This window comes from Streptomyces sp. SID5464 (genome assembly GCF_009862985.1).
Lineage (GTDB): Bacteria > Actinomycetota > Actinomycetes > Streptomycetales > Streptomycetaceae > Streptomyces > Streptomyces chartreusis_D.
The window spans coordinates 1-23,783 of sequence record NZ_WWIQ01000006.1 but is presented as its reverse complement, the minus strand read 5'-3'; the positions used below and the strand labels follow the sequence as shown (position 1 = coordinate 23,783).

The following is a 23,783-nucleotide window of genomic DNA, read 5'->3' as shown; positions in this document are numbered from 1 at the left end:
GCTACCGAAAGGGTGATCCGTTGAGCCGCTCGGTTCTCGTCACCGGAGGCAACCGGGGCATCGGCCTCGCCATCGCCCGCGCTTTCGCCGATGCAGGCGACAAGGTCGCCATCACGTACCGCTCGGGTGAGCCCCCGGCGGCCCTGACAGATCTGGGCTGCCTCGCCGTCAAGTGCGACATCACCGACGCCGAGCAGGTGGAGCAGGCCTACAAGGAGATCGAGGAGACCCACGGCCCCGTCGAGGTGCTGGTCGCCAACGCCGGTGTCACCAAGGACCAGCTCCTGATGCGCATGTCCGAGGAGGACTTCACGTCCGTTCTCGACACCAACCTCACCGGCACCTTCCGCGTGGTCAAGCGCGCCAACCGCGGCATGCTGCGCGCCAAGAAGGGCCGCGTCGTCCTGATCTCGTCGGTCGTCGGACTGCTCGGCTCGGCGGGGCAGGCCAACTACGCCGCCTCAAAGGCCGGCCTCGTCGGCTTCGCGCGCTCCCTCGCCCGCGAGCTCGGCTCGCGCAACATCACCTTCAACGTCGTCGCGCCCGGCTTCGTCGAGACCGACATGACCGCGGTGCTCTCCGAGGAGCAGCGCGCCGGCATCGTGAAGCAGGTCCCGCTCGGCCGGTACGCGCAGCCGGAGGAGATCGCCGCGACGGTGCGGTTCCTCGCCTCGGACGACGCCTCGTACATCACTGGAGCCGTCATCCCCGTTGACGGCGGACTGGGAATGGGTCACTGATCACCATGAGCGGAATTCTCGAGGGCAAGCGCGTCCTGATCACCGGTGTGCTGATGGAGTCCTCCATCGCCTTCCACGCCGCCAAGCTGGCCCAGGAGCAGGGCGCCGAGATCATCCTGACCGCGTTCCCGCGGCCCACGCTGACCGAGCGCATCGCCCGGAAGCTGCCCAAGCCCACCAAGGTCATCGAGCTCGACGTGACCAACGACGAGCACCTCGGGCGCCTGGCCGACATCGTCGGCGAGGAGCTCGGCGGCCTCGACGGCGTCGTCCACTCCATCGGCTTCGCCCCGCAGGACGCGCTCGGCGGCAACTTCCTCAACACGCCGTTCGAGTCTGTCGCCACGGCCATGCACGTCTCGGCGTACTCCCTGAAGTCGCTCACCATGGCCTGCCTGCCGCTGATGCAGAACGGCGGCTCCGTCGTGGGTCTGACCTTCGACGCGCAGTACGCCTGGCCGCAGTACGACTGGATGGGCCCGGCCAAGGCCGCCCTGGAGGCGACCAGCCGCTACATGGCCCGTGACCTGGGCAAGCAGAACATCCGCTGCAACCTGATCTCGGCGGGCCCGATCGGTTCCATGGCCGCGAAGTCCATTCCGGGCTTCGGCGAGCTCGCCTCCGTGTGGGACTCCCGCTCCCCGCTGGAGTGGGACCTGAAGGACCCCGAGCCGGCCGGCCGCGGCATCGTCGCCCTGCTGAGCGACTGGTTCCCTAAGACCACCGGCGAGATCATCCACGTGGACGGCGGTCTGCACGCCATCGGAGCCTGACTCCCGTACGTCGTCGGCGCCCCGTTTCCCGCAGCGCGCGGGGAGCGGGGCGTCACCCGTTCGGCTCATCCGGCCGGGCGGGGGAGGCTCACAACCGGGCACCCTGGAGTACGCGTTCACCACGCGATCCCCCTCCCCAGCACGGCCGAGGAGGTCCCCTTGTGCGCTTGTCCCGCCGAACGGCCTCACTGTCCCTCGCCGTCGCAGTCGCCCTCGCCCTGACCCTGGTGTACGAAGCGGTGCCCCACGCGCGCGTGCCGGCCGGCGAGCACGAGTCGGCCGACCCCTTCGGCGCCGCGTGCCGGATCCGCGTCACCGGCTCCGAGGCGACCGTGTACTGCCACAACCCGTACCCCGAGGCCGACCGCGTGAGCCTGCACGTCGAGTGCGCCCGCTGGTGGGACATCGACACCGACAGCTCCCCGGTGGAGGCCGGGCCCGCGCAGACCGTGCGGCTGACGGGACGCTGCTGGAAGGAAGTCGGCGACGTGTGGATCAGTCACCGGCGGGCGAGCTGATCCCGCCCAGGCGGCACAGGAACGGATAGCGGGCGGCCTCCGCCGCCGCCCGCGCCGCGTCACCCGTGCGGATCGCGTCGAGCAGCCGCCCGTGCTCCATGTACGTCTCCGGTGTCAGCTCCTCGCCGACGTCCTCGCGCAGCCAGTCCCGCAGCACCTCGCCCAGGTCCGCGTACATGGCGGTCATCACGTCGTTGTGGGAGGCGGCCACGACGGCCAGGTGGAAGGTCGCGTCCGCCGTCACGAACGCCTCCGCGTCACCCGACTCCCAGGCCTCCTCACGCCGCAGCAGCAGCGCGTCGAGCTGCTTGAGGTCCTTCTCCGTACGCCGCTGTGCGGCCAGCCTGGCCGCGGCCGACTCCAGCGTGGAACGCAGCTCGGCGATGTGCCGGGGATCGGCACCGGCGAACCGCCGCTGCATCACCCCCGCCAGCTCACTCGTCGCCACGACGTACGTGCCGGAGCCCTGGCGGATGTCCAGCAGGCCGTTGTGCGACAGCGCGCGGACGGCCTCGCGGACCGTGTTGCGGGCGACACCCAGCTGCTCGACCAGTTCGGGCTCGGTCGGGATGCGGGAGCCGACCGGCCACTCGCCGGAGGTGATCTGGGCCCGCAGGGCGGCGATGACCTGCTCGGAGAGCGCCGAACGTCGGGGATGGCTCAGGGGCATGGCACACCTTCGCACGACCGGGGCGCCGGAGCGCCGCCGTGGATGAGACGGAGTGGACAGTCAATCATCCTATGATTCTATGATGGGTCCCATGGCTAGCGAGGAAACCCGGACGATGACGCCCCCGACCGTACGCAGTTCGGCCGCGCAGGAGACCCGGGAACCCGGCGGTTCCGCCACGCGCGCGTGGACCATGCGGTTGCTCGTCCTCGGCATCGTGCTGTCCGCGCTGAACCTCCGCCCCGCCATCACCAGCCTCGGCGCCCTCCTGGAGGAGGTCCGCGACGGCCTCGGCATGAGCGGCAGCGTGGCCGGACTGCTCACCTCCGTGCCGCCGCTGTGTTTCGCCGTCTTCGGTGTCATGGCTCCGCGGCTCGCCCGTCGCTTCGGAGCCGGCGCCGTGGTGTGCGCCGGCATGGCCGCCATCGCCACCGGCCTGGCGATCCGGCCGTACGCCGGCGGCACGGCCGGCTTCCTGGCCGCCAGCGCCCTCGCCCTCATGGGCATCGCGGTCAGCAACGTCCTGATGCCGGTCATCGTCAAGCACTGGTTCCCCGACCGCGTCGGCTCCATGACCGGCCTTTACTCCATGGCGCTCGCCCTGGGCACGGCCCTCGCGGCCGCGGTCACGGTGCCCCTGACCGACACCCTGGGCGGCAGCTGGCAGTCGGGCCTGGCCCTCTGGGCGGGTCTGGCCGTGGCGGCGGTCCTGCCGTGGCTGCCGTTCGTACGGGGGCGGGCGGCGGCGCCCGGGGCGGGGGACCGGGGCGGAGACCGGCCCGCGCCCGCCGGGGACGCCGGGGCGGAAACGCCGGCTCCCGGGACGGAATCCGCGCGCGAGGAGACCTCTGCCCCCGCCTCGACGGAACCCGCGCGCGAGGAGGCTCCACGGCTGCGGATCACCCGGAGCCGCACCGCCTGGGCCCTGGCCGTCTTCTTCGGGCTCCAGGCGACCGCGGCCTACATCACGATGGGCTGGATGGCGCAGATCTTCCGGGACGCCGGCGTGCCCGCGGGCACCGCGGGGCTGCTCCTCGCGGTCACCATGGTGATGGGCGTGCCCCTGGCGTTCGTCATACCGCGTCTGGCCACGCGGCTGCCGCACCAGGGCCCGATCGTGCTCGCCCTGGGCGTCTGCGGCCTCGCCGGCTACGCCGGGCTGTACCTCGCGCCGGCCGCCGGCGCCTGGGCCTGGGCCCTGCTGCTCGGCGTCGCCAACTGTGCCTTCCCGCTCGCCCTCACCATGGTCGGCATGCGGGCCAGGACCGGCCCGGGCGTGGCCCAGTTGTCGGCGTTCGCGCAGAGCACCGGCTACCTGATCTCCATCCCGGGGCCGCTCCTGGTGGGCGTCCTCTACCAGCACAGCGGCGGCTGGGGCCTGCCGATCGCGCTGATGAGCGCCCTGATGATCCCGCAGATGGCGGTCGGCGTCCTGGCGGGCCGGGACCGCACGGTCGAGGACGAGGCCGGACGCTGAGCCCGCCCCGCAGCCGCTGATCTCACCCCGGGGCGTCCGGTGCCCGCGGTGGGTGCGAGACTTGCCCCATGCCAGTGCTCGACCCGAATCCCCAGCATGGTCAGAAGAAGATGCTGCTCGTGTTCGGAGCCTTCTTCGCGATCTTCATCATCATCGGCGTCATCGCGACCATCGCCTCGCCATGACCGGCCCTCGCCCGCCCATGGTGGGGCTAGCACCCCTGTCCCCTAGGGGGTGAGGGTCAGGGTCAAGTGGGTGGATCACCGGATGGGTCGGCCGCCTCGGATTCCGTAACTTCGACGTGTGACCGCAGGACGCGGGCCACGGACCATTCGAAGAGCGGAGGCACCCATGTCGGCTCCTACGCACACCCGGCCCCATCCGGCGACCCGGGCCGGCGCCGACAGCCGGCTGCCCTGGTGGGCCCTCGCCCTGCCCACGCTCGCCTTCGTCGCGCTGCTCGTGCTGATCCTGAACCCGTCCGACGCCCAGGCGGCCACCGGTGACCCCCTGATCACCCACCTCTTCGAGCGGGTCCGGCAGCTGACAGCCCGCTGAGCACGGCAGAAGCCGGTGGTCAACTCCCTGCGCCCGATGGCCTGTTTCGTGCGAAGCTGGATCTCATGAGCGTCGCAGAACCCCGCAGGATTGTCCTCTTCCGCCATGCGAAAGCCGACTGGCCACAGGTGAGCGATCACGAGCGTCCGCTCGCCGACCGGGGCCGAAAAGAAGCGGCGGAGGCCGGGCGCAGGCTGGCCGACACCGGCATCCCCTTCGACCTGGCCCTGTGCTCCACCGCGGTCCGGACCCGGGAGACCTGGAAGCTCGCCGTCCAGGAGTTCCCGCAGCGGCCGAAAACCGTCTACGAGGAGCGGATCTACGAGGCCTCGCCGGGCGAACTGATCGCCGTGCTCAACGAGACCCCCGACGACGCGCAGAACATCCTCGTGATCGGCCACAACCCGGGCGTCCAGGGCCTCGCCGACATCCTGGCGGGCACGGCCGAGGGCGACGCCCGCGACCGGATGAGCAGCCGTGGGTTCCCGGCCGCCGCCTTCGCCCTCCTGTCCTTCACCGGCTCCTGGAAGAGCCTTGAGCCGGGCGTGGCCACGCTGCGGGACTACTGGGCGCCCACCGAGTGACCGACTCCACGTGACAGGGCCCGGCACCGGCGCGGTGCCGGGCTCACCCGGCCGGTTCAGGCCGTGTCGAGGGTGTCCGCCGCCTCGACCTCTTCGCGCGTGATGCCCAGCAGGTACAGCACGGTGTCCAGGAACGGGAAGTTCACCGCCGTGTGCGCGGCCTGGCGCACCACCGGCTTGGCGTTGAAGGCGACGCCCAGACCGGCCGCGTTCAGCATGTCCAGGTCGTTGGCACCGTCACCGATCGCCACGGTCTGCGACAGCGGCACGCCCGCCTCGGCGGCGAACCGGCGCAGCAGCCGGGCCTTGCCGGCACGGTCGACGATCTCGCCCGTGACCTTGCCCGTCAGCTTCCCGTCGACGATCTCCAGCGTGTTGGCTTGGGCGAAGTCCAGCCCCAGCCGCTCCTTCAGATCGTCGGTGACCTGGGTGAAACCGCCGGAGACGACGCCGACTTGGTAGCCGAGCCGCTTCAGCGTGCGGATCAGGGTGCGGGCGCCCGGCGTCAGCCGCACCTCGCTGCGCACCTTGTCCACGACCGAGGCGTCCAGCCCCTCCAGCAGCGCCACGCGCGCGTGCAGGGACTGCTCGAAGTCCAGCTCGCCGCGCATCGCGGCCGCCGTCACTTCGGCGACCTCGTCCTCGCAGCCGGCGTGCGCGGCGAACAACTCGATGACCTCGTCCTGGATGAGCGTCGAGTCGACGTCCATGACGACCAGGCGCTGCGCGCGCCGGTACAGACCCGCGGCGACGACCGCCACGTCGATGCCGAGCTTCGCCGCGTCGGGCGCCAGGGCGGTGCGCAGCGGCTCCGTCTCCACGCCGGACACGGCGAACTCGACGGCGGTCACGGGGTACTTGGCGAGCCGGAAGATACGGTCGATGTTGCCACCGGTCTTGGTGATCCGCGCGGCGATCGCCGCCGTCGCCTCCGCGGTGAGCGGATGCCCGAGCACGGTGACCAGGGAGCGGCCCAGTCCGCGCGGCCGGTTGTCGCCGAGGCCGGAGATGATCTCCGCCTGCATCTTCATCGACTCCGCCCAGCTGTGGACGGTCGCCCGCAGATCGCCCTCGAGCCCCTTCGGCGGCTCGGTCACGAGCGCGCACAGCACCATTCGGCCACGGGTGACGACCTGCTCGATGTCGACGACGTCGACGGAGTAGGCGGCGAGGGTGTCGAAGAGGCCGGCCGTGATGCCCGGACTGTCCTTGCCGAAGATCTTGACAAGGAGGGTGGGGACGTCGGAGGACGAGGTCTGCGAAGCGCTCATGGTGGTTCCACCGTATCCGGCGGGCAGGTCGCACCGCCCGTGAGGTCCGCCTGGCGGACAGCGAACACTGGGTGACGTGCGGGTGGCGCGAACCTTGCGTCCCCTGTCCTCCCGGGGGGCTCCCGGGGGGCCTACTTCCCCCCGCGCGGCTTCCGCGGCGGTGGGGGAGGCGGCGGAGGCGGTGGCCCGTCGTCCGGCCGGCCCGGCGGCCGGTTCCCACTCTTCGGCCCGGGCGGCTGCCGGGGCCCACGCGGCGGCGGCCCGACCGGCCGCGCCACGGTGGGCGCGCCGTACACGTCCCCGTCCCGGTGAGCGGCCGGGTCAGTTCCCGACTGCGGTTCGTGAGGCGCCCCGGGTTCGCCGGGGCGTGGCCGCGCGTCCTCCGGCTCTCGCAGCTCGTCCGGCACCCGGAGGTACGGATTGGTGGCCGGGTTCGGCGGCCGGTACGGCACTCCCGGCGCGTACGGCCCGGTCTCCTCCCCGTACGACGACGCCCGCCCGGCGCCGTCCCCGCCCCAGCCCCTGGACCGCCCGGCGGGGGTGTCGTTTCCGGCCTGTCCTGTACCGGCTCCTGGCCTTGCTTGCCCGGTGTGGGCGTCGTATCCGGGCTGTCCTGTTCCGGCTCCTGGCCTTGCTTGCCCGGCGTGGGCGTCGTATCCGGCCTGCCCTGTTCCGGCTCCCGCCCCCGCCGCATGCCCCGCACCGGCGACGTGTCCGGCCTGCCCCCTGCTTGCCCCTGGTCCGGCCGCCCCCTCTCCCCGAGCCAAAGCCGTAGCCGACCGCCCCGCGGCCCCGCTCGCCCAGGCGAGCAACGCCCCCACCGCCCCGGCCCCCGCACCCCACACCGCGCCCAGCAGCAGGGCCATGCCGAGGTGGCCGTGCAGTTCGATGCCCGCGCCGAACGCGTCGAAGCCGAGCACGGACAGGGACGCGGTCACGGACACGTCCGTCAGCCGGACCAGCAGCGGCAGGGCCAGCGCGGTCGCGACTCCCAGCCGCAGCGCACACCGCCCCGCGAAACCCAGAGCCCCCGAACCCCGTACGTCCCCAGGACCCGGCACCGGCGTCCGCACCGCCGCCAACACCCCCGCCAGCAGCATCATCGACGCCGCAGCCACCCCCAGCAGCCACACCCGCCCGTCCAGCTCGGCAAGCCGCCCCAGTGTCACCTGCTGGTCGGAGCGGACCGCGAGCAGGTCGTCCAGGGGGTCCGGCAGGAGACGGGCCAGTTCACCCGTCGCCCGGCCGTCCCACGGCACGAGCAGGCCGATCGGGACGCCCAGCCACACCCCGTTCGGTGCCCCGAGCAGCGCCGTGCCGGCGATGCGCCGGGGGTGGTCGTCCCCGGTCGCCGCGTACGCCGCCGCCGCGAGCCCCGCCGCCACCGCTACCAGCAGCACGGTCACCACCGCCGAAACGGCGGGCCGCACGACCCGGTGCACGGCCTCCCACCCCCGCGGCAGCGGCGTGCTGCGCGAGGCCAGCAGGGCGATGAGGAGGATCCCGGCCGACCAGCCGAGCCCGCCGAGCAGCGTGGGCACGGTGTCGACCGTGAAGCCGACCGCCGCCCGCGCGTCGACCAGGTCGCCGATCCGGTCCGGCAGCAGCCCGCCGATGTCCCCGACGTCCCCGAGCCCGGGGATCTCCACGCCTCCGCCCCCGCCGCCCCCGGCCAGGTCGTCCAACCCCAGCGCGCCGCCGTCGATCGTGATGACATCGTGCCCCGCCCAGGCCAGTCCGCCCAGCATCGCCACGAACAGCGCGACCACCACGCCCGCACGCGCGAGGAGTTCGGCCGTCGATATCACAACTCCCGCCGCCCGCAAGGACCGTAGGAAGAAGTACGACAGCAGCACCGCCCCGACCAGGCTCACCCCCAGTGGCGTGATCTCGATGGCGGTGTCCGCCTCCGCACCCGTGAGTCCGAACGCCGACACGTCACCGGACGGCGTGACCGAACCACCCGCCCCAAGTGCCACCACCGCCGCGGTCATCGGCCCCAACGAGCCCGCCGCGTCCGCCTCCAGCAGCCGCAGACCCAGCGCAGCCGCACCCGCCATCCCGATCAACGCCCAGCTCACGGCGGCGACGGCGGACATCAGCACGTCACCCCACGGCACGCGCGTGCCGCCCCTCGCCGTCTCCACACCTGTACCGGCACCCATGGCAGACCCCCCGATCCGCTACGCGGCGGGAACACCGCGCATGCCCCCCTCGCGTCGAAATACCACTCTCCGGCCCGTTTTCAACCCCGTCAACGGAATCGGCTGATGCGTGCGTACGCGCTCTTCACAAGGCCCGACTTTCGGTCAGGCGGCCGCTCCTGAAATAGTTCCCCCCGATGTTCGACATCCCTAGACTCCCCATGTCGGGGGTAACTCGGGGGACAACTCAGTGGGGCATGGAGTGCCGGAACTCGTACTGGAATCAAACGGACGTACCTGGACGCTCGATCCGTCCAGGGCATACACCCTCGGACGTGATCCGCAGGGGGACGTCGTCTTCGACGACGCCAGGGTCTCCTGGCGTCACGCCACGGTCAGCTTCAACGGCCGCAGTTGGGTCATCGAGGACCACGGCAGCACCAACGGCACGTTCGTGCAGGGGCAGCGGATCCATCAGATGGAGCTCGGCCCGGGCTCGGCGGTCAACCTGGGCAACGCGACCGACGGCCCGCGCCTGAACCTCTCCGGCGCCGCCGCCTCCGTCGCCACGCCGCAGGCCCAGCCGCAGCAGCAGCCGTACGCCGCACAGGGCGCGAACCCCGGCTGGGCCCAGCAGGCACCCGCCCAGCAGGCACCCCACCAGCAGCAGGCCCAGGCCGGATGGCAGCAGCAGCCGCAGCAGCACGCGGCGAACATCCCGCAGCAGCAGGGCCCCGGCGGCGTCGCGGGGGCGCCGCCGGTCTACGGCGACCGCAGCCCGACCACGTTCCACCAGTTCTCCCTCGGCCGCGTGATGCGCATCGGCCGTGCCCTGGAGAACGAGCTGGTCGTCTCCGACCTCCAGGTCTCCCGGCACCACGCCGAGTTCCACTCGACGCCCGACGGGCGCATGGAGATCCGCGACCTGGGCTCGCACAACGGCACGTACGTCAACGGCCAGCCGATCCCCAAGGGCGGCACGCAACTGCTCGGCCCGGCCGACGTCGTCGGCGTCGGCCACTCGACGTTCCGGATCGTCGGCGACCGGCTCGAGGAGTTCGTCGACACCGGTGAGGTGTCCTTCTCCGCCCGCCACCTGACCGTCACGGTCGACGGCGGCAAGCAGATCCTCAAGGACGTCTCCTTCGGCGTCCCGGAGAAGTCGCTGATCGCGGTCATCGGCCCGTCCGGATCCGGCAAGTCCACCCTGCTCAAGGCGCTCACCGGCTACCGCCCGGCCGACCAGGGCGAGGTCCTCTACGACAACCGGAACCTCTACAAGCAGTTCGCCGAGCTGCGCCAGCGCATCGGTCTGGTTCCGCAGGACGACATCCTGCACAAGGAGCTGACCGTCAAGAAGGCCCTCAAGTACGCGGCCAAGCTCCGCTTCCCGGCCGACACCACGGCCGCCGAGCGCGACGCCCGTATCGACGAGGTGCTGCGCGAGCTGAAGCTGGACATCCACAAGGACAAGAAGGTCACGTCCCTGTCCGGCGGCCAGCGCAAGCGCGTCTCGGTGGCCCTGGAGCTGCTCACCAAGCCGTCGCTGATCTTCCTGGACGAGCCGACCTCCGGCCTCGACCCGGGCATGGACCGCGATGTGATGCAGCTGCTGCGCGGTCTCGCCGACGACGGCCGTACGGTCCTCGTCGTCACCCACTCCGTGGCCGAGCTGGCACTGTGTGACAAGCTGCTCGTGATGGCGCCCGGCGGCTCCGTGGCCTACTTCGGCCCGCCGGAGGAGGCGCTGAACTTCTTCGGCTACGACACCTGGGCCGACGTCTTCTCCGCCTTCGAGAACTACCGCGACTACGACTGGGCGGGCCGCTGGAAGGGCTCGCAGCACTACCAGATGTACGCCGCGGACATCGACGCCGTAGCGCCGCAGTCCGTACAGGTGCCGCCGATGCAGGCGATGAAGCCACCGAAGCCGCAGGGCTGGATGTCCCAGTTCGTCACGCTCGTGCGGCGCTATGTCTCGGTGATCGCGTCCGACAGGGGCTTCCTGGCGCTGATGGTGATCCTGCCGGCCGTGCTCGGCGCGGTGAGCCTGCTCATCGACGCGGACCGGGGCCTGCTGCCCAACCCGGCGAACCCGCAGACCGGCCGGATCATCCCGAACGGCACGGCCACCACGGTCCTGCTGATCCTCGCGGTCGGCGCCTGCTTCGCCGGCGCGGCGAACTCCGTCCGTGAGCTGATCAAGGAACGGGTCATCTACGAGCGGGAGCGCGCGACCGGCCTGTCGCGCTCCGCGTACCTGATGTCGAAGGTGTTCGTGCTCGGCATGATCACCGTCCTCCAGGGCCTGCTGGTCGGCGTCATCGGCTTCTCCAGCCGGGAGATCCCCGAGGAGGGCCTGGTCTTCGGCAGCGCCACGCTGCTGGAGCTGTCCGTGCCGATCATGGCCCTGGGCTTCACCTCGATGATGTTCGGTCTGATCATCTCGTCGCTGGTCAAGACCGCCGAGAAGACCATGCCGCTGCTGGTGATGTTCGCCATCATCCAGGTCGTCTTCACCGGCTGCCTGTTCACGCTGCACGGCTCGATCGGCGTCAACCAGTTCTCGTTCCTGATGCCGTCGCGCTGGGCGGTCGCCGCCTCCGGCGCCACGCTGGACTTCAACAAGATCAGCCCGCCCGAGACGCCCGGCGACACCGACCCGCTGTGGGAGCACACGGTCGGGGCCTGGGCCATGGACATGGGCGCTCTCCTCGCCCTCGGCGTCATCTGCGGCTTCTTCGTGGCCCGCTTCCTGCGCCGCCACGAGCCCGAGGTCATGCGCAAGTAGCCACCCGCTCCACCGAGCCCGAAGGGCGGCACCCCGTCAGGAGGGTGCCGCCCTTCGGCGTTCGTTCAGCGAAGCAGAGGTCCGCGCCAGCCTCAGTACGCGCTGTTGACGTTGTCCATCGAGCCGTACTTGTCGGCCGCGTAGTTGCAGGCGGCGGTGATGTTGGCGACCGGGTTGTAGATGTCCCAGGAGGTGCCGGGGACGTGGTACGCCTTGAAGGTCGGCGGGATGACCTGGAGCAGACCCTTCGAGGGGATGCCGTTGATGGCGTTGATGTCCCAGTTGTTGATCGCCTTCGGGTTACCCGAGGACTCCCGCATGATGTTGCGGTGGATGCCGTCGTAGGACGCCGGGATGTCGTGCTTCTTCAGGATGTCGAGCGACTCGCGGATCCAGCCGTCGAGGTTGTTCGGGTAGCTCTTCTTGGCGGCCTTCTTCGCCTCGGCGCGCTTGGCGTCGCGGCTCGCGGCCTCCTTGGCCTTGCGCGCGGCCTCGGCCTTCTTCTTCGCGGCCTCGGCGGCCTTCTTCTTGGCGGCCTCGGCGGCGGCCTTCTTCTTGGCGGCGGCCTCGGCGTCGGCCTTCTTCTTCGCCGCGATCTGCTCCGCCTTCAGGCTGGCACCGGCCATCTGGTCGGTGACGCTCGCCTTGACGTCCTTGATCTGCTCGGTGCTGAACGCCACCGCAGCCGGCTGAGCGGCCTCGGTCGTGGTCTTGGTCGACGCGCCGCTCGGCACCGCGGAGAAACCGATGGCGGCGGCGCCGAGGGTGGCGACACCCGCCATGGCGATCTTGTGGTGACGGGTCAGGGTGCGACTGCGGCCACGGCTGAAGATGTTCTTGGGCATGGTGGTGTGGACCTCTTCGAATAGCGCGGGAGTCGCTCGGCGTCCGGCGTTGGACTCGGTGTGTTTCCGACACGAACGCCGCGGAGGTGAACCCACGGCGCTGAGCGACGCCAGCAATTCTTAGCGGCCGCAAAATTGCGTGGCAAAGGTGTGACGTACGATGCCCGATAGTGGATCAGGGAGGGGCAAATCAGGGCAGACTGGACTGTCCGCGCCGCTCAAAAGGTGGGGCTTTGTCTCCTATGCACTTTCGTACGTGACGTGGGTCCTATGCGCGGGCTCACATCGCCCCGGGTGCGGTCTCACCGCTGGTTGCACAAGCGATGCTCTGCGTGAGGGCTCTGTCACGGCCCTGCACGGCCCCTGCTACGGCAGGACGAAGTGCACGTCCCCGAATTCGTGCCACAGGTAGCGGCCCCGCACCGCCGCCTCGTACCCGCGTCGGATCGCCTCCCGCCCCGCGACCGCCTCCAGCATCAGCAGATGCGAGGCCTCCGGCTCGTGCAGCCCGGTCAGCAGCCCGTCCACCACACGCACCCCGCGCTCCGGGGTCACCACGAGATCGGTCCACCCCGCCCGCGCCCCTACGACCCCGTCGGCTCCCGCCGCCGATTCCACGGCCCGCACGGCCGTCGTCCCGACCGCGACGATCCGGCCTCCACCGGCTCGCACCGCGTTGATCACCCGTGCGGAGGCCTCGGGCACGACGAAGCGCTCCGGGTACGGCGGCTCGTGCGCCTCCGCCGACGCCACCCCGGTGTGCAGCGTGACCGGTGCGAACTGCACGCCCCGGCTCACCAGCTCCGTCACCAGCCGCGCCGTGAAGGGCCGCGCCGCACTGGGCATCTCCGCACTGCCCGCCCCGTCCGCGGACGGCAGCGCGAACACCGTCTGGTAGACGGACAACGGCTGGTCGCGCTCCGTGTAGGAGTAGCGAATGGGCCGCCCGTGCTCCCGCAGCAGCCCCGGCACCCCCGGCCCGGTGACCCGCGCCCACCACAGCCGCCCGCTGCGCCCGCTCAGCGGCTCCTCCAGAACCAGCCACCCACCCCCCGGCAGGCACACCTCCGTACCCGCGGGCCCACCCGCCCGCGCGCGCGTGGTGCCCCGACCGTCGGGCTCCCGCAGCTCCACCGCCCAGCGGCCGTCGTCCCCGCGCGTCGAGAAATGCACCACCACGCGCGCGTGCCCGATCCACCCGTCCACGGCCGCCGCCAGCGTGGCCGACGTGTTGACCACGAGCAGGTCCCCGGCCCGCAACAGCCGCGGCAGCTCCGGGAACGTGTGATGCGCCACCTCGACGCCCCGGGACACCAGCATCCGCACGGCGTCCCGGTCCAGCCCGGGCCGCCGCTGCTCGACCGGCACCCGGGCCGACAGTTCCTCCGGCACGCTCGCCCACGCTCGAACGGGCTCGTGCGGGGGGACCCCCATCGCCAGCGTCATCGGACCCCGTCCACCAGAGCCGGAGCCCCGTACCGCCCGCTCGCCGGCCGCTCGTCCAGCAGCCGCAGGAACCCCGGCACCACAGCCCCCGGCTCCGGCCGCGGATCGTGATCATCCGGTACGGCCGCCGCATACAGGTCCGTGGCCATGTCCCCGGGATCCACCGCCCAGACCCGCAGCCCCGGCTCCTCCACGGCGAGCACCGCCAGCAACTGGTCCAGGGCCGCCTTGGACGCCCCGTAGCCGCCCCAGGTCTCGTACGCCTCGGCGGCCGCGTCCGAACTGACCGCCACGACGGTGCCCGCCCGCGAGGCCCGCAGCAGCGGCAGCGCCTCCTGGACCAGGCCCAGCCCCGCCACCAGGTTCACCTCCAGCGCCCGCCGCAGCCCTTCCAGGGGCAGCTCCTCGAGCCGCACCAGCGGCTCGGCGCCCAGCGCGCTCGCGTTGTGCACCAGAAGGTCGACGCCGCCGAGCCGCCACGCCGCCGACACCATCGCCGCACGGTGGGCGGCGTCCGTGACGTCCCCGGGCAGGACGGTCACGCGCGTGCCGTGCGCGGAGACGGCCTCCGCCGCGTCCGTCAGGGCCTCGGCTCCCCTGGCATCGAGCACCAGATCCCAGCCCCGCCCGGCCAGGGCCTCCGCGAGCGCCCGGCCCAGGCCCTTCGAGGCCCCGGTGATGATCGCAACCGGCATGATCGGCTCCTTCGCTGTGATCGTGTGCCCTCAACCTAGGAACAGGGACACAAGGACCGCCTCGGACGCGGGCCGCAGACCACCGGGTCCCTTCGCCCTACGTCACCGGCCCGGCGCCCCCGGTCCTACGCCGCGCCGCCCGGCTGCATCGGCCCCGCGACCTAGGCCCACCGGCCCGGGCGACCGCCGCCACCGGTCCGATCCGGGCTGTCACCGCCCGCCGGTACCGTGAGGACATGAGTCACGGTCCCCGGTCCGGCCTCGCAGCGGTGAGCTCCGCGTTGCTGGCCATGAGCAGGCATCTCGAGGTGCGCGACGTCCTCAAGACGATCGTCGCCTCGGCCCGCGAGCTGCTCGACGCGCAGTACGCCGCGCTCGGTGTCCCTGACGACCACGGCGGCTTCGCCCAGTTCGTGGTCGACGGCGTCAGCGAGGAGCAGTGGAAGGCCATCGGCCCGCTCCCGCGCCAGCACGGCATCCTCGCCGCGATGCTCCACGAGGCCAGGGCCGAGCGCCTCGCCGACGTCCGCAGGGACCCCCGCTTCGAGGGCTGGCCGAGCGCCCACCCCGACCTGGTCGACTTCCTGGGCCTGCCCATCCGCGACGGCGACGAGGTCATCGGCGCGTTGTTCCTGGCGAACAAGAACTGCCCCAAGCCGGAAGGGGGTTGCGGCTTCACGCAGGACGACGAGGAACTGCTCGGCATCCTCGCCCAGCACGCCGCGATCGCCCTCACCAACGCCCGCCTCTACGAGCGCAGCCGCGAACTCACCATCGCCGAGGAACGCTCCCGCCTCGCCCACGAACTGCACGACGCGGTCAGCCAGAAGCTGTTCTCCCTCCGCCTGACCGCCCAGGCCGCGGCACGCCTCGTGGACCGGGACCCCTCCCGCGCCAAGGGCGAGCTCCACCAGGTGGCGGCCCTCGCCGCCGAGGCCGCCGACGAACTGCGCGCGGCCGTCGTGGAGCTGCGCCCCGCCGCCCTCGACGAGGACGGCCTCGTGGCCACCCTCCGGACGCAGGTCCAGGTGCTCGACCGCGCCCACTCCGCCCGCGTCACCTTCACCGGCCGCGGCGTGAAGGCCCTGCCCGCCTCCCAGGAGGAGGCCGTCCTGCGCGTCGCCCAGGAGGCCCTGCACAACGCCCTGCGCCACTCCGGCGCCGACCACGTCGACGTGACCCTGGACCGCCGCGGCGGCGGAGCCGTCCTGCGCGTCTCGGACGACGGCAGCGGCTTCGACCCGCAAGCGGTCCGCCGCGCGGGGCGCCATCTGGGCCTGGTCTCGATGCGGGACCGGGCGAGCGGGGCCGGCGGCACGCTGACCGTGGAATCGGCGCCCGGCAAGGGCACCACGATCGAGATGGAGGTCCCCGGTGGCTGACGCAATCAAGGTGCTGCTCGTCGACGACCACCAGGTCGTCCGCCGGGGCCTGCGCACGTTCCTGGAGGTGCAGGACGACATCGAGGTCGTCGGCGAGGCGGCCGACGGCGCCGAGGGAGTCGACCGCGCGGAAGAGCTGCGGCCCGACGTCATCCTCATGGACGTCAAGATGCCGGGCATGGACGGTGTCGACGCCCTGCGCAGACTCCGCGAACTGGACAACGCCGCGCGCGTGCTGATCGTCACCAGCTTCACCGAGCAGCGCACGGTGGTCCCGGCGCTGCGCGCGGGCGCCGCCGGCTACGTCTACAAGGACGTCGACCCCGACGCCCTCGCCGGAGCCATCCGCTCCGTCCACGCCGGGCACATCCTCCTCCAGCCGGAGGTCGCCGACGCCCTGCTGTCCCAGGAGGAGACCAACTCGGGCCCGGGACGGGCAGGTTCGCTCACCGACCGGGAGCGCGAGGTGCTCGGCCTGATAGCGGACGGCCGCTCCAACCGGGAGATCGCCCGCGCGCTCGTCCTCTCCGAGAAGACCGTCAAGACCCACGTCTCGAACATCCTGATGAAGCTCGACCTGTCCGACCGAACCCAGGCCGCACTGTGGGCCGTTCGCCATGGAGTGACCGGCTGACACGCTCACCCCACGGCAACACGGAGGGTTCCATTCCGGACCGAGATTCATACTGTCGTGGGAACGTCCCTCATATGGCGCAACCCCGGCGGATCTCCGCCGTTCTCCAGTGCGTGCTGCGGCGCCTGCCGCGGCAATCGCAAGGAGGGCTCAGAAGTGAAGAACCTGAAGAAGGCCGCTGCCGTGACGATGGTGACCGGTGGCCTGCTGGCCGCGGGCGCGGGCATCGCCTCCGCCACCAGCGCGCACGCCGACGGCCAGGCCGTGAACTCCCCGGGCGTCGGCTCGGGCAACGTCGTCCAGGCCCCGGTGCACGTCCCGGTCAACGTCTCCGGCAACAGCGTGAACGTCGTGGGCGCCCTGAACCCCGCCTTCGGCAACCTCGCCGTCAACCACTGACGCCCACCTCCGTCTCCGAGCCGGAGGTGACCACCGGCCTCCCGGGCACGCCCGGGAGGCCGGTCAGGCGTGTACCGAGCCTGCGGGCGTGCGTGCCGCCCGGGCCGGCACGGGTGGGCGATGGGGGTGCCCCCTGCTGGAGCGAAGCCGAGAGCTTGTGGGAGGCACCCCGCTACGCCGGGCTGCGGACGCCCCGACCTCAGCCACAACGCCGAGCACCAGCACAACCGACACTCATCGCACCCCCCGCTCCCGCTCCTCCACAACGGAGTTGTACGCCGCGACCTGCGCCCTCCGAGCCGTCCGCTCCACCGGCCGCAACGCCTCCCTCCGCGCGGAGATCTCAGACGCACTCACCGCACCCCCGTGCCCGCTCTCCGTCGCCACGGCGATGATCGTCCCCACCCGCTGAGCCAACTCCAGCACCCGCACCGCCCGAGCCGGATACCCGGGCGCCAACACCTCCCGCCCCCGCTCGGCCCGCGCCCGATACGCATCGACCGCCGCATCCGCCACCGGCCCCGCCCCGGCCACATCCAGCCGCGTCAGCGCGTCGGTCGCGTCCCTGAGCGCCTCCGCCAGCTCCCGCTCGGCCTCACCCAGCGACGGCACATCCGCGGGCGGCGCCTCCCGTACGGGCAGCACATGCCACACCACTTCGACCTGCACACCCTCGGGGCCGGCCTCGTACACGTCCGGCACCAGCCCGAGGGCGGCCCCGTAACAGACCACCGCCTCCTCGGCCTCCAGCGCCCGCGCGTTGAACTCCGGCGGCCCGCTCAGCCCCAGCGGATGCCCCGGCGCGGGCAGTGCCACGCGCAGCCCGGTCACCCCGAGCGTCCGCAGCCGCCCCAGCGCGAGCGTGAGCCCGACCTGGCCCGACTCACCCGGCAGCCCCTCCACCCGATGCACCGCGTCCTCGCCGACGATGGCGAGCACAGCGTCATCCGGTGAGACAAGTCCGGCCAAAAGGGCATTTCCCCATGCTGCGAGACGTCCAGCGCGCGGTTCCGTGAGCATGTCCCCACCCTAGGACCCTCCAAGGACCGGACCGAGGGAATGTCCGGGTCGACCGGTGGCGTAGATTTCATGGAGGGCTGCGCCCACAGGCGCGGCGGACCGAGCCACAGGCTTACGCGACAGCCGAGACCGGCCACACTGCAAGGGGAGACAACGCGCTCATGAGCGATGTTCTGGAGCTTCAGGACGTATCCGTGGTCCGCGAGGGCCGGGCTCTGGTGGACCAGGTCTCCTGGTCGGTCAAGGAGGGCGAGCGCTGGGTCATCCTGGGCCCGAACGGCGCCGGCAAGACCACCCTCCTCAACCTCGCTTCCACCTACCTCTTCCCCAGCTCGGGCACCGCCGCCATCCTCGGCGAGACCCTCGGCAGGCCCGGCACCGACGTCTTCGAGCTGCGCCCGCGCATCGGCATGGCCGGCATCGCCATGACCGAGAAGCTCCCCAAGCGCCAGACGGTCCTGGAGACGGTGCTGACCGCCGCGTACGGCATGACCGCCACCTGGCACGAGGACTACGAGGAGATCGACGAACAGCGCGCCCGCGCCTTCCTCGACCGCCTCGGCATGAGCGAGTACCTGGAGCGCAAGTTCGGCACCCTCTCCGAGGGCGAGCGCAAGCGCACCCTCATCGCCCGTGCCCTGATGACCGACCCCGAACTGCTGCTCCTCGACGAGCCCGCCGCCGGCCTCGACCTCGGCGGCCGCGAGGACCTCGTCCGCCGCCTCGGCCGCCTCGCCCGCGACCCGATCGCCCCCTCGATGCTCATGGTCACCCACCACGTCGAGGAGATCCCCCCGGGCTTCACGCACGTCCTCATGATCCGCCAGGGCAAGGTCCTCGCCGCCGGCCCGATGGAGCTCGAACTCACCTCCCGCAACCTCTCCCTCTGCTTCGGCCTCCCGCTCGTCGTCGAACAGGCGGGCGAGCGCTGGACGGCACAGGGCCTCCCGCTGTCCTGACCCGGCCCTCGCCACCCAAATCCCAAAGTGAGGACGGCATTTCACACGCCGGGCGCCCTGTCGGCGACAGGGCCCTCGGACCTACCATGACCATGTGGAAATCGACGCATGGCTGTGGTGGCTGATCGGCGCGACAGCGCTCGGCATAGCGCTCGTGGTCACCGCGATGCCCGAACTCGGCATGCTCGCGGTGGGCGCCATCGGCGCCGCGGTGGTCAACGGCCTCTTCGGCGGCGGCGCCGTCGCCCAGGTCGTCGTCTTCGCCGTCATCTCGACCGCGGGCATCGCCGTCGTACGGCCCATCGCGAACCGGCATCGCGCCCAGCGGCCCCAACTCGCCACCGGCGTGGACGCGTTGAAAGGCAGACGAGCCGTCGTCCTGGAACGCGTCGACGCCTCCGGCGGCCGGATCAAGCTGGCCGGAGAGGTCTGGTCGGCCCGCGCCCTCGACACCGACCGCGCGTACGAAGTAGGCGAGGAAGTGGACGTCGTGGACATCGAGGGAGCCACTGCGATCGTCATGTGACCTCGCAAGACGTAACTGGAGTGAACTCCTCGCCAGCTACGCGACGGTCTGACAGACTCGACCAGCAAGATCTTCGACAACCATAAGATCTGCCGAAGTCGCCGAGGCGGAGAAGGGTACGGGGAACGACGATGGAACCGGTCATCATCGTCCTGATCATTCTGGTGGTGTTGGTCTTCATCGCCCTGATCAAGACGATCCAAGTCATCCCACAGGCCAGCGCGGCCATCGTCGAGCGCTTCGGCCGCTACACGCGGACGCTGAACGCCGGCCTCAACATCGTCGTCCCGTTCATCGACACCATCCGCAACCGCATCGACCTGCGTGAACAGGTCGTGCCCTTCCCGCCGCAGCCGGTGATCACCCAGGACAACCTGGTGGTCAACATCGACACGGTCATCTACTACCAGGTGACCGACGCCCGCGCCGCGACGTACGAGGTCGCCAGCTACATCCAGGCGATCGAGCAGCTCACCGTCACCACGCTCCGCAACATCATCGGTGGCATGGACCTGGAGCGGACCCTGACCTCCCGCGAGGAGATCAACGCGGCCCTGCGCGGCGTCCTCGACGAGGCCACCGGCAAGTGGGGCATCCGCGTAAACCGCGTCGAACTCAAGGCGATCGAGCCGCCCACCTCCATCCAGGACTCGATGGAGAAGCAGATGCGCGCCGACCGCGACAAGCGCGCCGCCATCCTCCAGGCCGAAGGTGTCCGGCAGTCCGAGATCCTGCGCGCCGAAGGTGAGAAGCAGTCCCAGATCCTGCGCGCCGAAGGTGAGGCCAAGGCCGCCGCCCTGCGCGCCGAGGGTGAGGCCCAGGCCGTCCGTACGGTCTTCGAGGCCATCCACGCCGGCGACCCGGACCAGAAGCTGCTCTCCTACCAGTACCTCCAGATGCTCCCCAAGATCGCCGAGGGCGACGCCAACAAGCTCTGGATCGTCCCCAGCGAAATCGGCGACGCCCTCAAGGGCCTCTCCGGCGCCATGGGCAACTTCGGTGGCATGGGCGGCGGTTCCGGCGGCAACGGAGGCACCTCCGGAGGCGTCGTCCCCGCCCAGGAACGCCGCGAGAAGCCGTCCATCGACTGACCTCACACGCACGAACGACCCCACGCGCACGAAGGGGGCCCGCTTCCCAGGGAAGCGGGCCCCCTTCGCATGACGACGACTAGGCCGCGGGCTGGGCCAGCCACTCCGGCAGCGCGTCGAAGTCGTCCTGCCCCAGCGCCAGCAGCATCGCGTCCGCCGGAGTCGGCTCGAACGGTTGCCGCAGCAGCGGCATCCCCGCCTCCTCCGGAGTCCGGTTCGCCTTACGGTGATTGTCCTGCGCACACGAGGCCACCGTGTTCAGCCACGTGTCCTGACCCCCCTGCGACCGCGGCACCACGTGGTCGACGGTCGTCGCCCGCCTTCCGCAGTACGCGCACCGGTGCCGGTCCCGGACCAGCACGCCCCGCCTCGACCACGGCGCTCGTCTTCGGAAGGGCACCCGTACGTACTGGCAGAGCCTGATCACACGGGGCGCCGGTATGTCGACCGCGGCTCCCCGCATCCGCAGTTCGGGGTGGGCCTGCTCGACGACGGCCTTGTCCTGAAGCACCAGAACGACGGCTCGGTTCAGCGTCACCGTCGACAGCGGCTCGAAGCTCGCGTTGAGTACCAGCGTGTCCCGCATACCAGCCCACCTCCCGTGTGCACCGGCCCACCCCCTGGCGGGCTGGGATCAACTCTGGCCGGGCACGCCGAGATGGACAACGCAATATCTGCTGCTCCCACGGGGGGTGACCCCCGCGGCCCCCGGCAACAAAAATGCCCGCTCCTGATCAATTCCAAGACCAGGAGCGGGCAAACGTTCCGTGAACGCTGGGATCGCAGGGGCGGCCCGTCAGCCCTCGGCGGGCACCTCGTACTCACCGATCAACTGAGCTCGCCCGATCGTGTGGAACCGCAGGTTGAAGCCCACTGCGGCAGGCGAAGCCTCAGCGTCAGGACCGAGCTTCTCCTGGTCCACGGCGTACACCGTGAACACGTACCGGTGCGGCCCGTCCCCGGGCGGCGGCGCGGCCCCACCGAACTCCTTGCTGCCGTAGTCGTTACGAGCGTGGATCGCACCCTCGGGCAGACCCTCGAACTTGCCGCTGCCCGCGCCCACCGGCAACTCGGTCACCGACGCCGGGATGTCGAACAGCACCCAGTGCCAGAAACCGCTGCCCGTCGGGGCATCGGGGTCGTAGCAGGTCACGGCGAAGCTCTTGGTCTCGGGCGGGAAGCCCTCCCACCGCAGCTGCGGCGACGTGTTGCCGGCCGCGTAGACCTGAGCGTCCTTGAGCGTGGCGCCCTCCTGGACGTCCTCGCTCGTCACCGTGAACGACGGCACGGGCGGGTGGAAGTCGTGGGGGAGCGGCCGCCGCTTGAGCTCGGTCACCTCGGTACCTCCTGATCGGTTCTTGCTGTTGATCCCGAGCCTAGGGCCTCCCCTAGAACCAGTTGCGCTTGCTGCCCACCTCGGAGAGCCACTGGTTGAGGTACGCGGCCCAGTCGGTCCCCTGGTAGTCGTTGAGACCCACCTGGAAGGACCGGAAGGTGTCGCTCCCCTCGCTGAACAGACCCGGCCTCTTGTCCATCTCGAGCACCACGTCCATGGCGTGCGCGTCGGCCACGAAGCTCAGCTCGACCTGGTTCAGCCCCCGGTACTGCTGCGGCGGGTAGAACTCGATCTCCTGGTAGAACGGCAGCTTCTGCCGCGTGCCCCGGATGACCCCGCGCTCCATGTCCGCGTTCTTGAACCGGAAGCCCAGCTGGATGAAGGCGTCCAGGATCGCCTTCTGCGCCGGCAGCGGGTGCACCTTGATCGGGTCCAGGTCACCGGAGTCCACCGCCCGCGCGATCTCCAGCTCCGTGGAGACCCCGATATGCATCGAGCGCAGCTCCTGCCCGTCGATCGTCGTGATCGGCGTCTCCCACGGAATCTCCAGACCGAACTGCACCGCGTGCACCGCGTTCGCCTGAAGCTCGAACGCCCCGCCCAGCCGCGACTTCGTGAACTCGATGTCCTGCTTGTACTCCTGGTCGCCGCTCTCCACCTCGACCTTGGCCTGGAGCCCGACCGAGAGCCCCTCGATCTGCTGGTTCACCGACCCGCCCTGGATCCGCACCTCACCCTGGACGACACCGCCCGGGACGACGTTGACCTCGTGCAGCACCGTCTCGACCGAAGCCCCGCCGGCCCCCAGGCTCGCGAGCAGCTTCTTGAACGCCATGTCTCTCCCTCTCGCCCACTACGGGTGGATCCTTGATCCATACAAACGCGATCCGGCCGTGGCCGGTTCCACGCCCTCACCCTGGCAAGGCCGGTGCCCTGAGGCCACCCCGCCGTACCACCCGTCTCCAGTACCCTCGGACGGCATGATCGCGACCCCCGACCGTACGCCCCTGTCCAGGGAGTTCTTCGACCGGCCCGTCCTCGATGTCGCCCCCGACCTCCTCGGCCGCATCCTGGTACGCACCACCCCGGACGGTCCGATCGCCCTCCGCCTCACAGAGGTAGAGGCCTACGACGGCGAGAACGACCCCGGCTCCCACGCCTATCGCGGCCGCACGGCCCGCAACGGCGTGATGTTCGGTCCTCCCGGGCACGTCTACGTCTACTTCACCTACGGCATGTGGTTCTGCATGAACCTGGTGTGCGGTCCCGAGGGCAAGGCGAGCGCGGTCCTGCTCCGCGCCGGCGAGATCGTCGAGGGCGCCGAACTGGCCCGCACCCGTCGACTCTCGGCCCGCAACGACAAGGAACTGGCCAAAGGCCCGGCCCGTCTGGCAACGGCCCTCGGCGTGGACCGCTCCCTGGACGGCACGGACGCCTGCACCTCCGGTGCCACACCCCTGAAGGTCTTCACGGGCACGCCCGTACCCCGTGACCAGGTACGCAATGGCCCACGCACCGGAGTGGCGGGCGACGGCGGCAACGGCGACATCCACCCCTGGCGCTTCTGGATCGCCAACGACCCGACGGTGAGCCCCTATCGGGCCCATGTCCCGAGGCGCCGCCGAAGTTGACGCGTCCCCGCAAGATGCGTAATGTAGCCCGAGCCGCTTGACCCGGGTACGGCATTCGCCAGCAGCCGGAAGCGGCCAACCCACTACCTAGCGACTCCCCTCAGCGGGGGCGAATTCGGCGTGCCTGCATGCCTGAATTCGACGCCGACGGACTCGATTATGAGTTGGACGGGGAATCGGTTAGCGTAGTGAATGTCGAAAGGCCGACGAGCGAAAGCCAAGGCCCACCCGGCAAATCCCGCCGACAGGGAATCGGATCGAGAAAAGGATCTGATAGAGTCGGAAACGCAAGA

25 protein-coding genes are annotated in these 23,783 nt (G+C 71.0%); 15 read left to right on the top strand and 10 right to left on the bottom strand.

The window, feature by feature from the left end:
• The first annotated feature begins 20 nt into the window (after positions 1–20).
• The 3 genes from fabG to GTY47_RS06075 all read left to right on the top strand — a co-directional run bounded on the left by fabG (position 21) and on the right by GTY47_RS06075 (position 2,031).
• Entirely contained in the window at positions 21–740 is a 720-nt protein-coding gene (fabG, locus tag GTY47_RS06085; protein ID WP_010037735.1) for a 3-oxoacyl-[acyl-carrier-protein] reductase, read from the top strand.
• 5 nt (positions 741–745) lie between these two features.
• Complete coding sequence (gene fabI / locus GTY47_RS06080; protein WP_010037733.1) at positions 746–1,513, top strand: enoyl-ACP reductase FabI; 768 nt, start codon at positions 746–748, stop codon at positions 1,511–1,513.
• A 161-nt stretch (positions 1,514–1,674) separates the two neighbouring features.
• Positions 1,675–2,031 carry a hypothetical protein gene (locus GTY47_RS06075; RefSeq protein ID WP_010037730.1) on the top strand — a complete coding sequence of 119 codons (357 nt, stop codon included), beginning with the start codon at positions 1,675–1,677 and terminating at the stop codon, positions 2,029–2,031.
• Here the strand turns inward: GTY47_RS06075 and GTY47_RS06070 are convergent.
• Positions 2,009–2,701, bottom strand: coding sequence for a FadR/GntR family transcriptional regulator (locus tag GTY47_RS06070; RefSeq protein ID WP_010037725.1), 693 nt, complete (start codon positions 2,699–2,701; stop codon positions 2,009–2,011). The two genes, GTY47_RS06075 and GTY47_RS06070, sit on opposite strands and share 23 nt — an antisense overlap.
• Positions 2,702–2,780: 79 nt before the next feature.
• Between GTY47_RS06070 and GTY47_RS06065 the strand changes: the two genes are divergently transcribed.
• From GTY47_RS06065 to GTY47_RS06055, 4 genes are all read left to right on the top strand, one after another.
• The gene (locus tag GTY47_RS06065; RefSeq protein WP_040902901.1) at positions 2,781–4,178 is read left to right on the top strand and encodes a CynX/NimT family MFS transporter; all 1,398 of its coding nucleotides are present in this window, start codon (positions 2,781–2,783) and stop codon (positions 4,176–4,178) included.
• A gap of 68 nt (positions 4,179–4,246) precedes the next feature.
• Complete coding sequence (locus GTY47_RS41570) at positions 4,247–4,363, top strand: SGM_5486 family transporter-associated protein (RefSeq protein WP_086012488.1); 117 nt, start codon at positions 4,247–4,249, stop codon at positions 4,361–4,363.
• A gap of 166 nt (positions 4,364–4,529) precedes the next feature.
• Positions 4,530–4,736: a hypothetical protein gene (locus GTY47_RS06060; protein WP_010037722.1), complete on the top strand. Its 207-nt coding sequence runs from the start codon at positions 4,530–4,532 to the stop codon at positions 4,734–4,736.
• Positions 4,737–4,801: 65 nt separating this feature from the next.
• Positions 4,802–5,320 (top strand): histidine phosphatase family protein, encoded by a 519-nt coding sequence (locus GTY47_RS06055; RefSeq protein ID WP_010037720.1) that lies wholly within the window; start codon positions 4,802–4,804, stop codon positions 5,318–5,320.
• 56 nt (positions 5,321–5,376) lie between these two features.
• Here GTY47_RS06055 and serB read toward each other — a convergent pair whose 3' ends face one another.
• The gene (gene serB / locus GTY47_RS06050) at positions 5,377–6,591 is read right to left on the bottom strand and encodes a phosphoserine phosphatase SerB (protein ID WP_010037719.1); all 1,215 of its coding nucleotides are present in this window, start codon (positions 6,589–6,591) and stop codon (positions 5,377–5,379) included.
• A 131-nt stretch (positions 6,592–6,722) separates the two neighbouring features.
• The gene (locus tag GTY47_RS06045) at positions 6,723–8,756 is read right to left on the bottom strand and encodes a streptophobe family protein (protein ID WP_029181016.1); all 2,034 of its coding nucleotides are present in this window, start codon (positions 8,754–8,756) and stop codon (positions 6,723–6,725) included.
• Between the two features lie 241 nt (positions 8,757–8,997).
• On the opposite strand from GTY47_RS06045, the gene GTY47_RS06040 reads away from it, so the two are divergent.
• Positions 8,998–11,526 (top strand): FHA domain-containing protein, encoded by a 2,529-nt coding sequence (locus GTY47_RS06040; RefSeq protein WP_010037715.1) that lies wholly within the window; start codon positions 8,998–9,000, stop codon positions 11,524–11,526.
• 92 nt (positions 11,527–11,618) lie between these two features.
• On the opposite strand, the gene GTY47_RS06035 is transcribed toward GTY47_RS06040, so the two are convergent.
• From GTY47_RS06035 to GTY47_RS06025, 3 genes are all read right to left on the bottom strand, one after another.
• Positions 11,619–12,371: a transglycosylase SLT domain-containing protein gene (locus tag GTY47_RS06035; protein WP_010037710.1), complete on the bottom strand. Its 753-nt coding sequence runs from the start codon at positions 12,369–12,371 to the stop codon at positions 11,619–11,621.
• 366 nt (positions 12,372–12,737) lie between these two features.
• On the bottom strand, positions 12,738–13,817 hold the full coding sequence (locus GTY47_RS06030) for an S-adenosylmethionine:tRNA ribosyltransferase-isomerase (protein ID WP_010037709.1): 1,080 nt from the start codon (positions 13,815–13,817) through the stop codon (positions 12,738–12,740).
• Complete coding sequence (locus GTY47_RS06025; RefSeq protein WP_010037708.1) at positions 13,814–14,512, bottom strand: SDR family oxidoreductase; 699 nt, start codon at positions 14,510–14,512, stop codon at positions 13,814–13,816. Before GTY47_RS06025 ends, GTY47_RS06030 begins: the two co-directional genes overlap by 4 nt.
• Positions 14,513–14,748: 236 nt before the next feature.
• Between GTY47_RS06025 and GTY47_RS06020 the strand changes: the two genes are divergently transcribed.
• From GTY47_RS06020 to GTY47_RS06010, 3 genes are all read left to right on the top strand, one after another.
• A complete protein-coding gene (locus GTY47_RS06020; protein WP_010037707.1) occupies positions 14,749–15,894 on the top strand; it encodes a GAF domain-containing sensor histidine kinase in 1,146 nt (381 codons plus the stop codon).
• Positions 15,887–16,528, top strand: a complete 642-nt coding sequence (locus GTY47_RS06015; protein WP_010037706.1) for a response regulator transcription factor — start codon at positions 15,887–15,889, stop codon at positions 16,526–16,528. The genes GTY47_RS06020 and GTY47_RS06015 overlap by 8 nt, the downstream gene beginning before the upstream one ends.
• A gap of 156 nt (positions 16,529–16,684) precedes the next feature.
• Complete coding sequence (locus GTY47_RS06010) at positions 16,685–16,927, top strand: chaplin (RefSeq protein ID WP_010037704.1); 243 nt, start codon at positions 16,685–16,687, stop codon at positions 16,925–16,927.
• Between the two features lie 234 nt (positions 16,928–17,161).
• Here the strand turns inward: GTY47_RS06010 and GTY47_RS06005 are convergent, their stop codons facing one another.
• Positions 17,162–17,947 (bottom strand): hypothetical protein, encoded by a 786-nt coding sequence (locus GTY47_RS06005; RefSeq protein ID WP_040902894.1) that lies wholly within the window; start codon positions 17,945–17,947, stop codon positions 17,162–17,164.
• A 161-nt stretch (positions 17,948–18,108) separates the two neighbouring features.
• On the opposite strand from GTY47_RS06005, the gene GTY47_RS06000 reads away from it, so the two are divergent.
• The 3 genes from GTY47_RS06000 to GTY47_RS05990 all read left to right on the top strand — a co-directional run bounded on the left by GTY47_RS06000 (position 18,109) and on the right by GTY47_RS05990 (position 20,523).
• Positions 18,109–18,906 (top strand): ABC transporter ATP-binding protein, encoded by a 798-nt coding sequence (locus GTY47_RS06000; RefSeq protein ID WP_010037699.1) that lies wholly within the window; start codon positions 18,109–18,111, stop codon positions 18,904–18,906.
• A 94-nt stretch (positions 18,907–19,000) separates the two neighbouring features.
• Positions 19,001–19,432, top strand: coding sequence for an NfeD family protein (locus GTY47_RS05995; protein WP_010037694.1), 432 nt, complete (start codon positions 19,001–19,003; stop codon positions 19,430–19,432).
• A 131-nt stretch (positions 19,433–19,563) separates the two neighbouring features.
• Entirely contained in the window at positions 19,564–20,523 is a 960-nt protein-coding gene (locus tag GTY47_RS05990; RefSeq protein WP_010037690.1) for an SPFH domain-containing protein, read from the top strand.
• A 79-nt stretch (positions 20,524–20,602) separates the two neighbouring features.
• Here GTY47_RS05990 and GTY47_RS05985 read toward each other — a convergent pair whose 3' ends face one another.
• The 3 genes from GTY47_RS05985 to GTY47_RS05975 all read right to left on the bottom strand — a co-directional run bounded on the left by GTY47_RS05985 (position 20,603) and on the right by GTY47_RS05975 (position 22,694).
• Positions 20,603–21,109 (bottom strand): HNH endonuclease, encoded by a 507-nt coding sequence (locus GTY47_RS05985; protein WP_010037688.1) that lies wholly within the window; start codon positions 21,107–21,109, stop codon positions 20,603–20,605.
• 210 nt (positions 21,110–21,319) lie between these two features.
• Entirely contained in the window at positions 21,320–21,859 is a 540-nt protein-coding gene (locus tag GTY47_RS05980; protein WP_010037686.1) for a YbhB/YbcL family Raf kinase inhibitor-like protein, read from the bottom strand.
• A gap of 52 nt (positions 21,860–21,911) precedes the next feature.
• Positions 21,912–22,694: a sporulation protein gene (locus GTY47_RS05975; protein ID WP_010037685.1), complete on the bottom strand. Its 783-nt coding sequence runs from the start codon at positions 22,692–22,694 to the stop codon at positions 21,912–21,914.
• Positions 22,695–22,839: 145 nt separating this feature from the next.
• On the opposite strand from GTY47_RS05975, the gene GTY47_RS05970 reads away from it, so the two are divergent.
• Positions 22,840–23,490, top strand: a complete 651-nt coding sequence (locus GTY47_RS05970; RefSeq protein WP_010037683.1) for a DNA-3-methyladenine glycosylase — start codon at positions 22,840–22,842, stop codon at positions 23,488–23,490.
• The last annotated feature ends 293 nt before the right edge of the window (positions 23,491–23,783 follow it).

Excerpts from the sequence above, each read along its gene's own strand:
- fabI (WP_010037733.1), top strand. The coding sequence starts at position 746 with ATGAGCGGAATTCTCGAGGGCAAGCGCGTCCTGATCACCGGTGTGCTG.
- GTY47_RS06070 (WP_010037725.1), bottom strand. The coding sequence starts at position 2,701 with ATGCCCCTGAGCCATCCCCGACGTTCGGCGCTCTCCGAGCAGGTCATC.
- GTY47_RS06065 (WP_040902901.1), top strand. The coding sequence starts at position 2,781 with ATGATGGGTCCCATGGCTAGCGAGGAAACCCGGACGATGACGCCCCCG.
- GTY47_RS41570 (WP_086012488.1), top strand. The coding sequence starts at position 4,247 with ATGCCAGTGCTCGACCCGAATCCCCAGCATGGTCAGAAGAAGATGCTG.
- GTY47_RS06060 (WP_010037722.1), top strand. The coding sequence starts at position 4,530 with ATGTCGGCTCCTACGCACACCCGGCCCCATCCGGCGACCCGGGCCGGC.
- GTY47_RS06055 (WP_010037720.1), top strand. The coding sequence starts at position 4,802 with ATGAGCGTCGCAGAACCCCGCAGGATTGTCCTCTTCCGCCATGCGAAA.
- serB (WP_010037719.1), bottom strand. The coding sequence starts at position 6,591 with ATGAGCGCTTCGCAGACCTCGTCCTCCGACGTCCCCACCCTCCTTGTC.
- GTY47_RS06045 (WP_029181016.1), bottom strand. The coding sequence starts at position 8,756 with ATGGGTGCCGGTACAGGTGTGGAGACGGCGAGGGGCGGCACGCGCGTG.
- GTY47_RS06035 (WP_010037710.1), bottom strand. The coding sequence starts at position 12,371 with ATGCCCAAGAACATCTTCAGCCGTGGCCGCAGTCGCACCCTGACCCGT.
- GTY47_RS06030 (WP_010037709.1), bottom strand. The coding sequence starts at position 13,817 with ATGACGCTGGCGATGGGGGTCCCCCCGCACGAGCCCGTTCGAGCGTGG.
- GTY47_RS06025 (WP_010037708.1), bottom strand. The coding sequence starts at position 14,512 with ATGCCGGTTGCGATCATCACCGGGGCCTCGAAGGGCCTGGGCCGGGCG.
- GTY47_RS06020 (WP_010037707.1), top strand. The coding sequence starts at position 14,749 with ATGAGTCACGGTCCCCGGTCCGGCCTCGCAGCGGTGAGCTCCGCGTTG.
- GTY47_RS06005 (WP_040902894.1), bottom strand. The coding sequence starts at position 17,947 with ATGCTCACGGAACCGCGCGCTGGACGTCTCGCAGCATGGGGAAATGCC.
- GTY47_RS06000 (WP_010037699.1), top strand. The coding sequence starts at position 18,109 with ATGAGCGATGTTCTGGAGCTTCAGGACGTATCCGTGGTCCGCGAGGGC.
- GTY47_RS05990 (WP_010037690.1), top strand. The coding sequence starts at position 19,564 with ATGGAACCGGTCATCATCGTCCTGATCATTCTGGTGGTGTTGGTCTTC.
- GTY47_RS05985 (WP_010037688.1), bottom strand. The coding sequence starts at position 21,109 with ATGCGGGACACGCTGGTACTCAACGCGAGCTTCGAGCCGCTGTCGACG.
- GTY47_RS05975 (WP_010037685.1), bottom strand. The coding sequence starts at position 22,694 with ATGGCGTTCAAGAAGCTGCTCGCGAGCCTGGGGGCCGGCGGGGCTTCG.
- GTY47_RS05970 (WP_010037683.1), top strand. The coding sequence starts at position 22,840 with ATGATCGCGACCCCCGACCGTACGCCCCTGTCCAGGGAGTTCTTCGAC.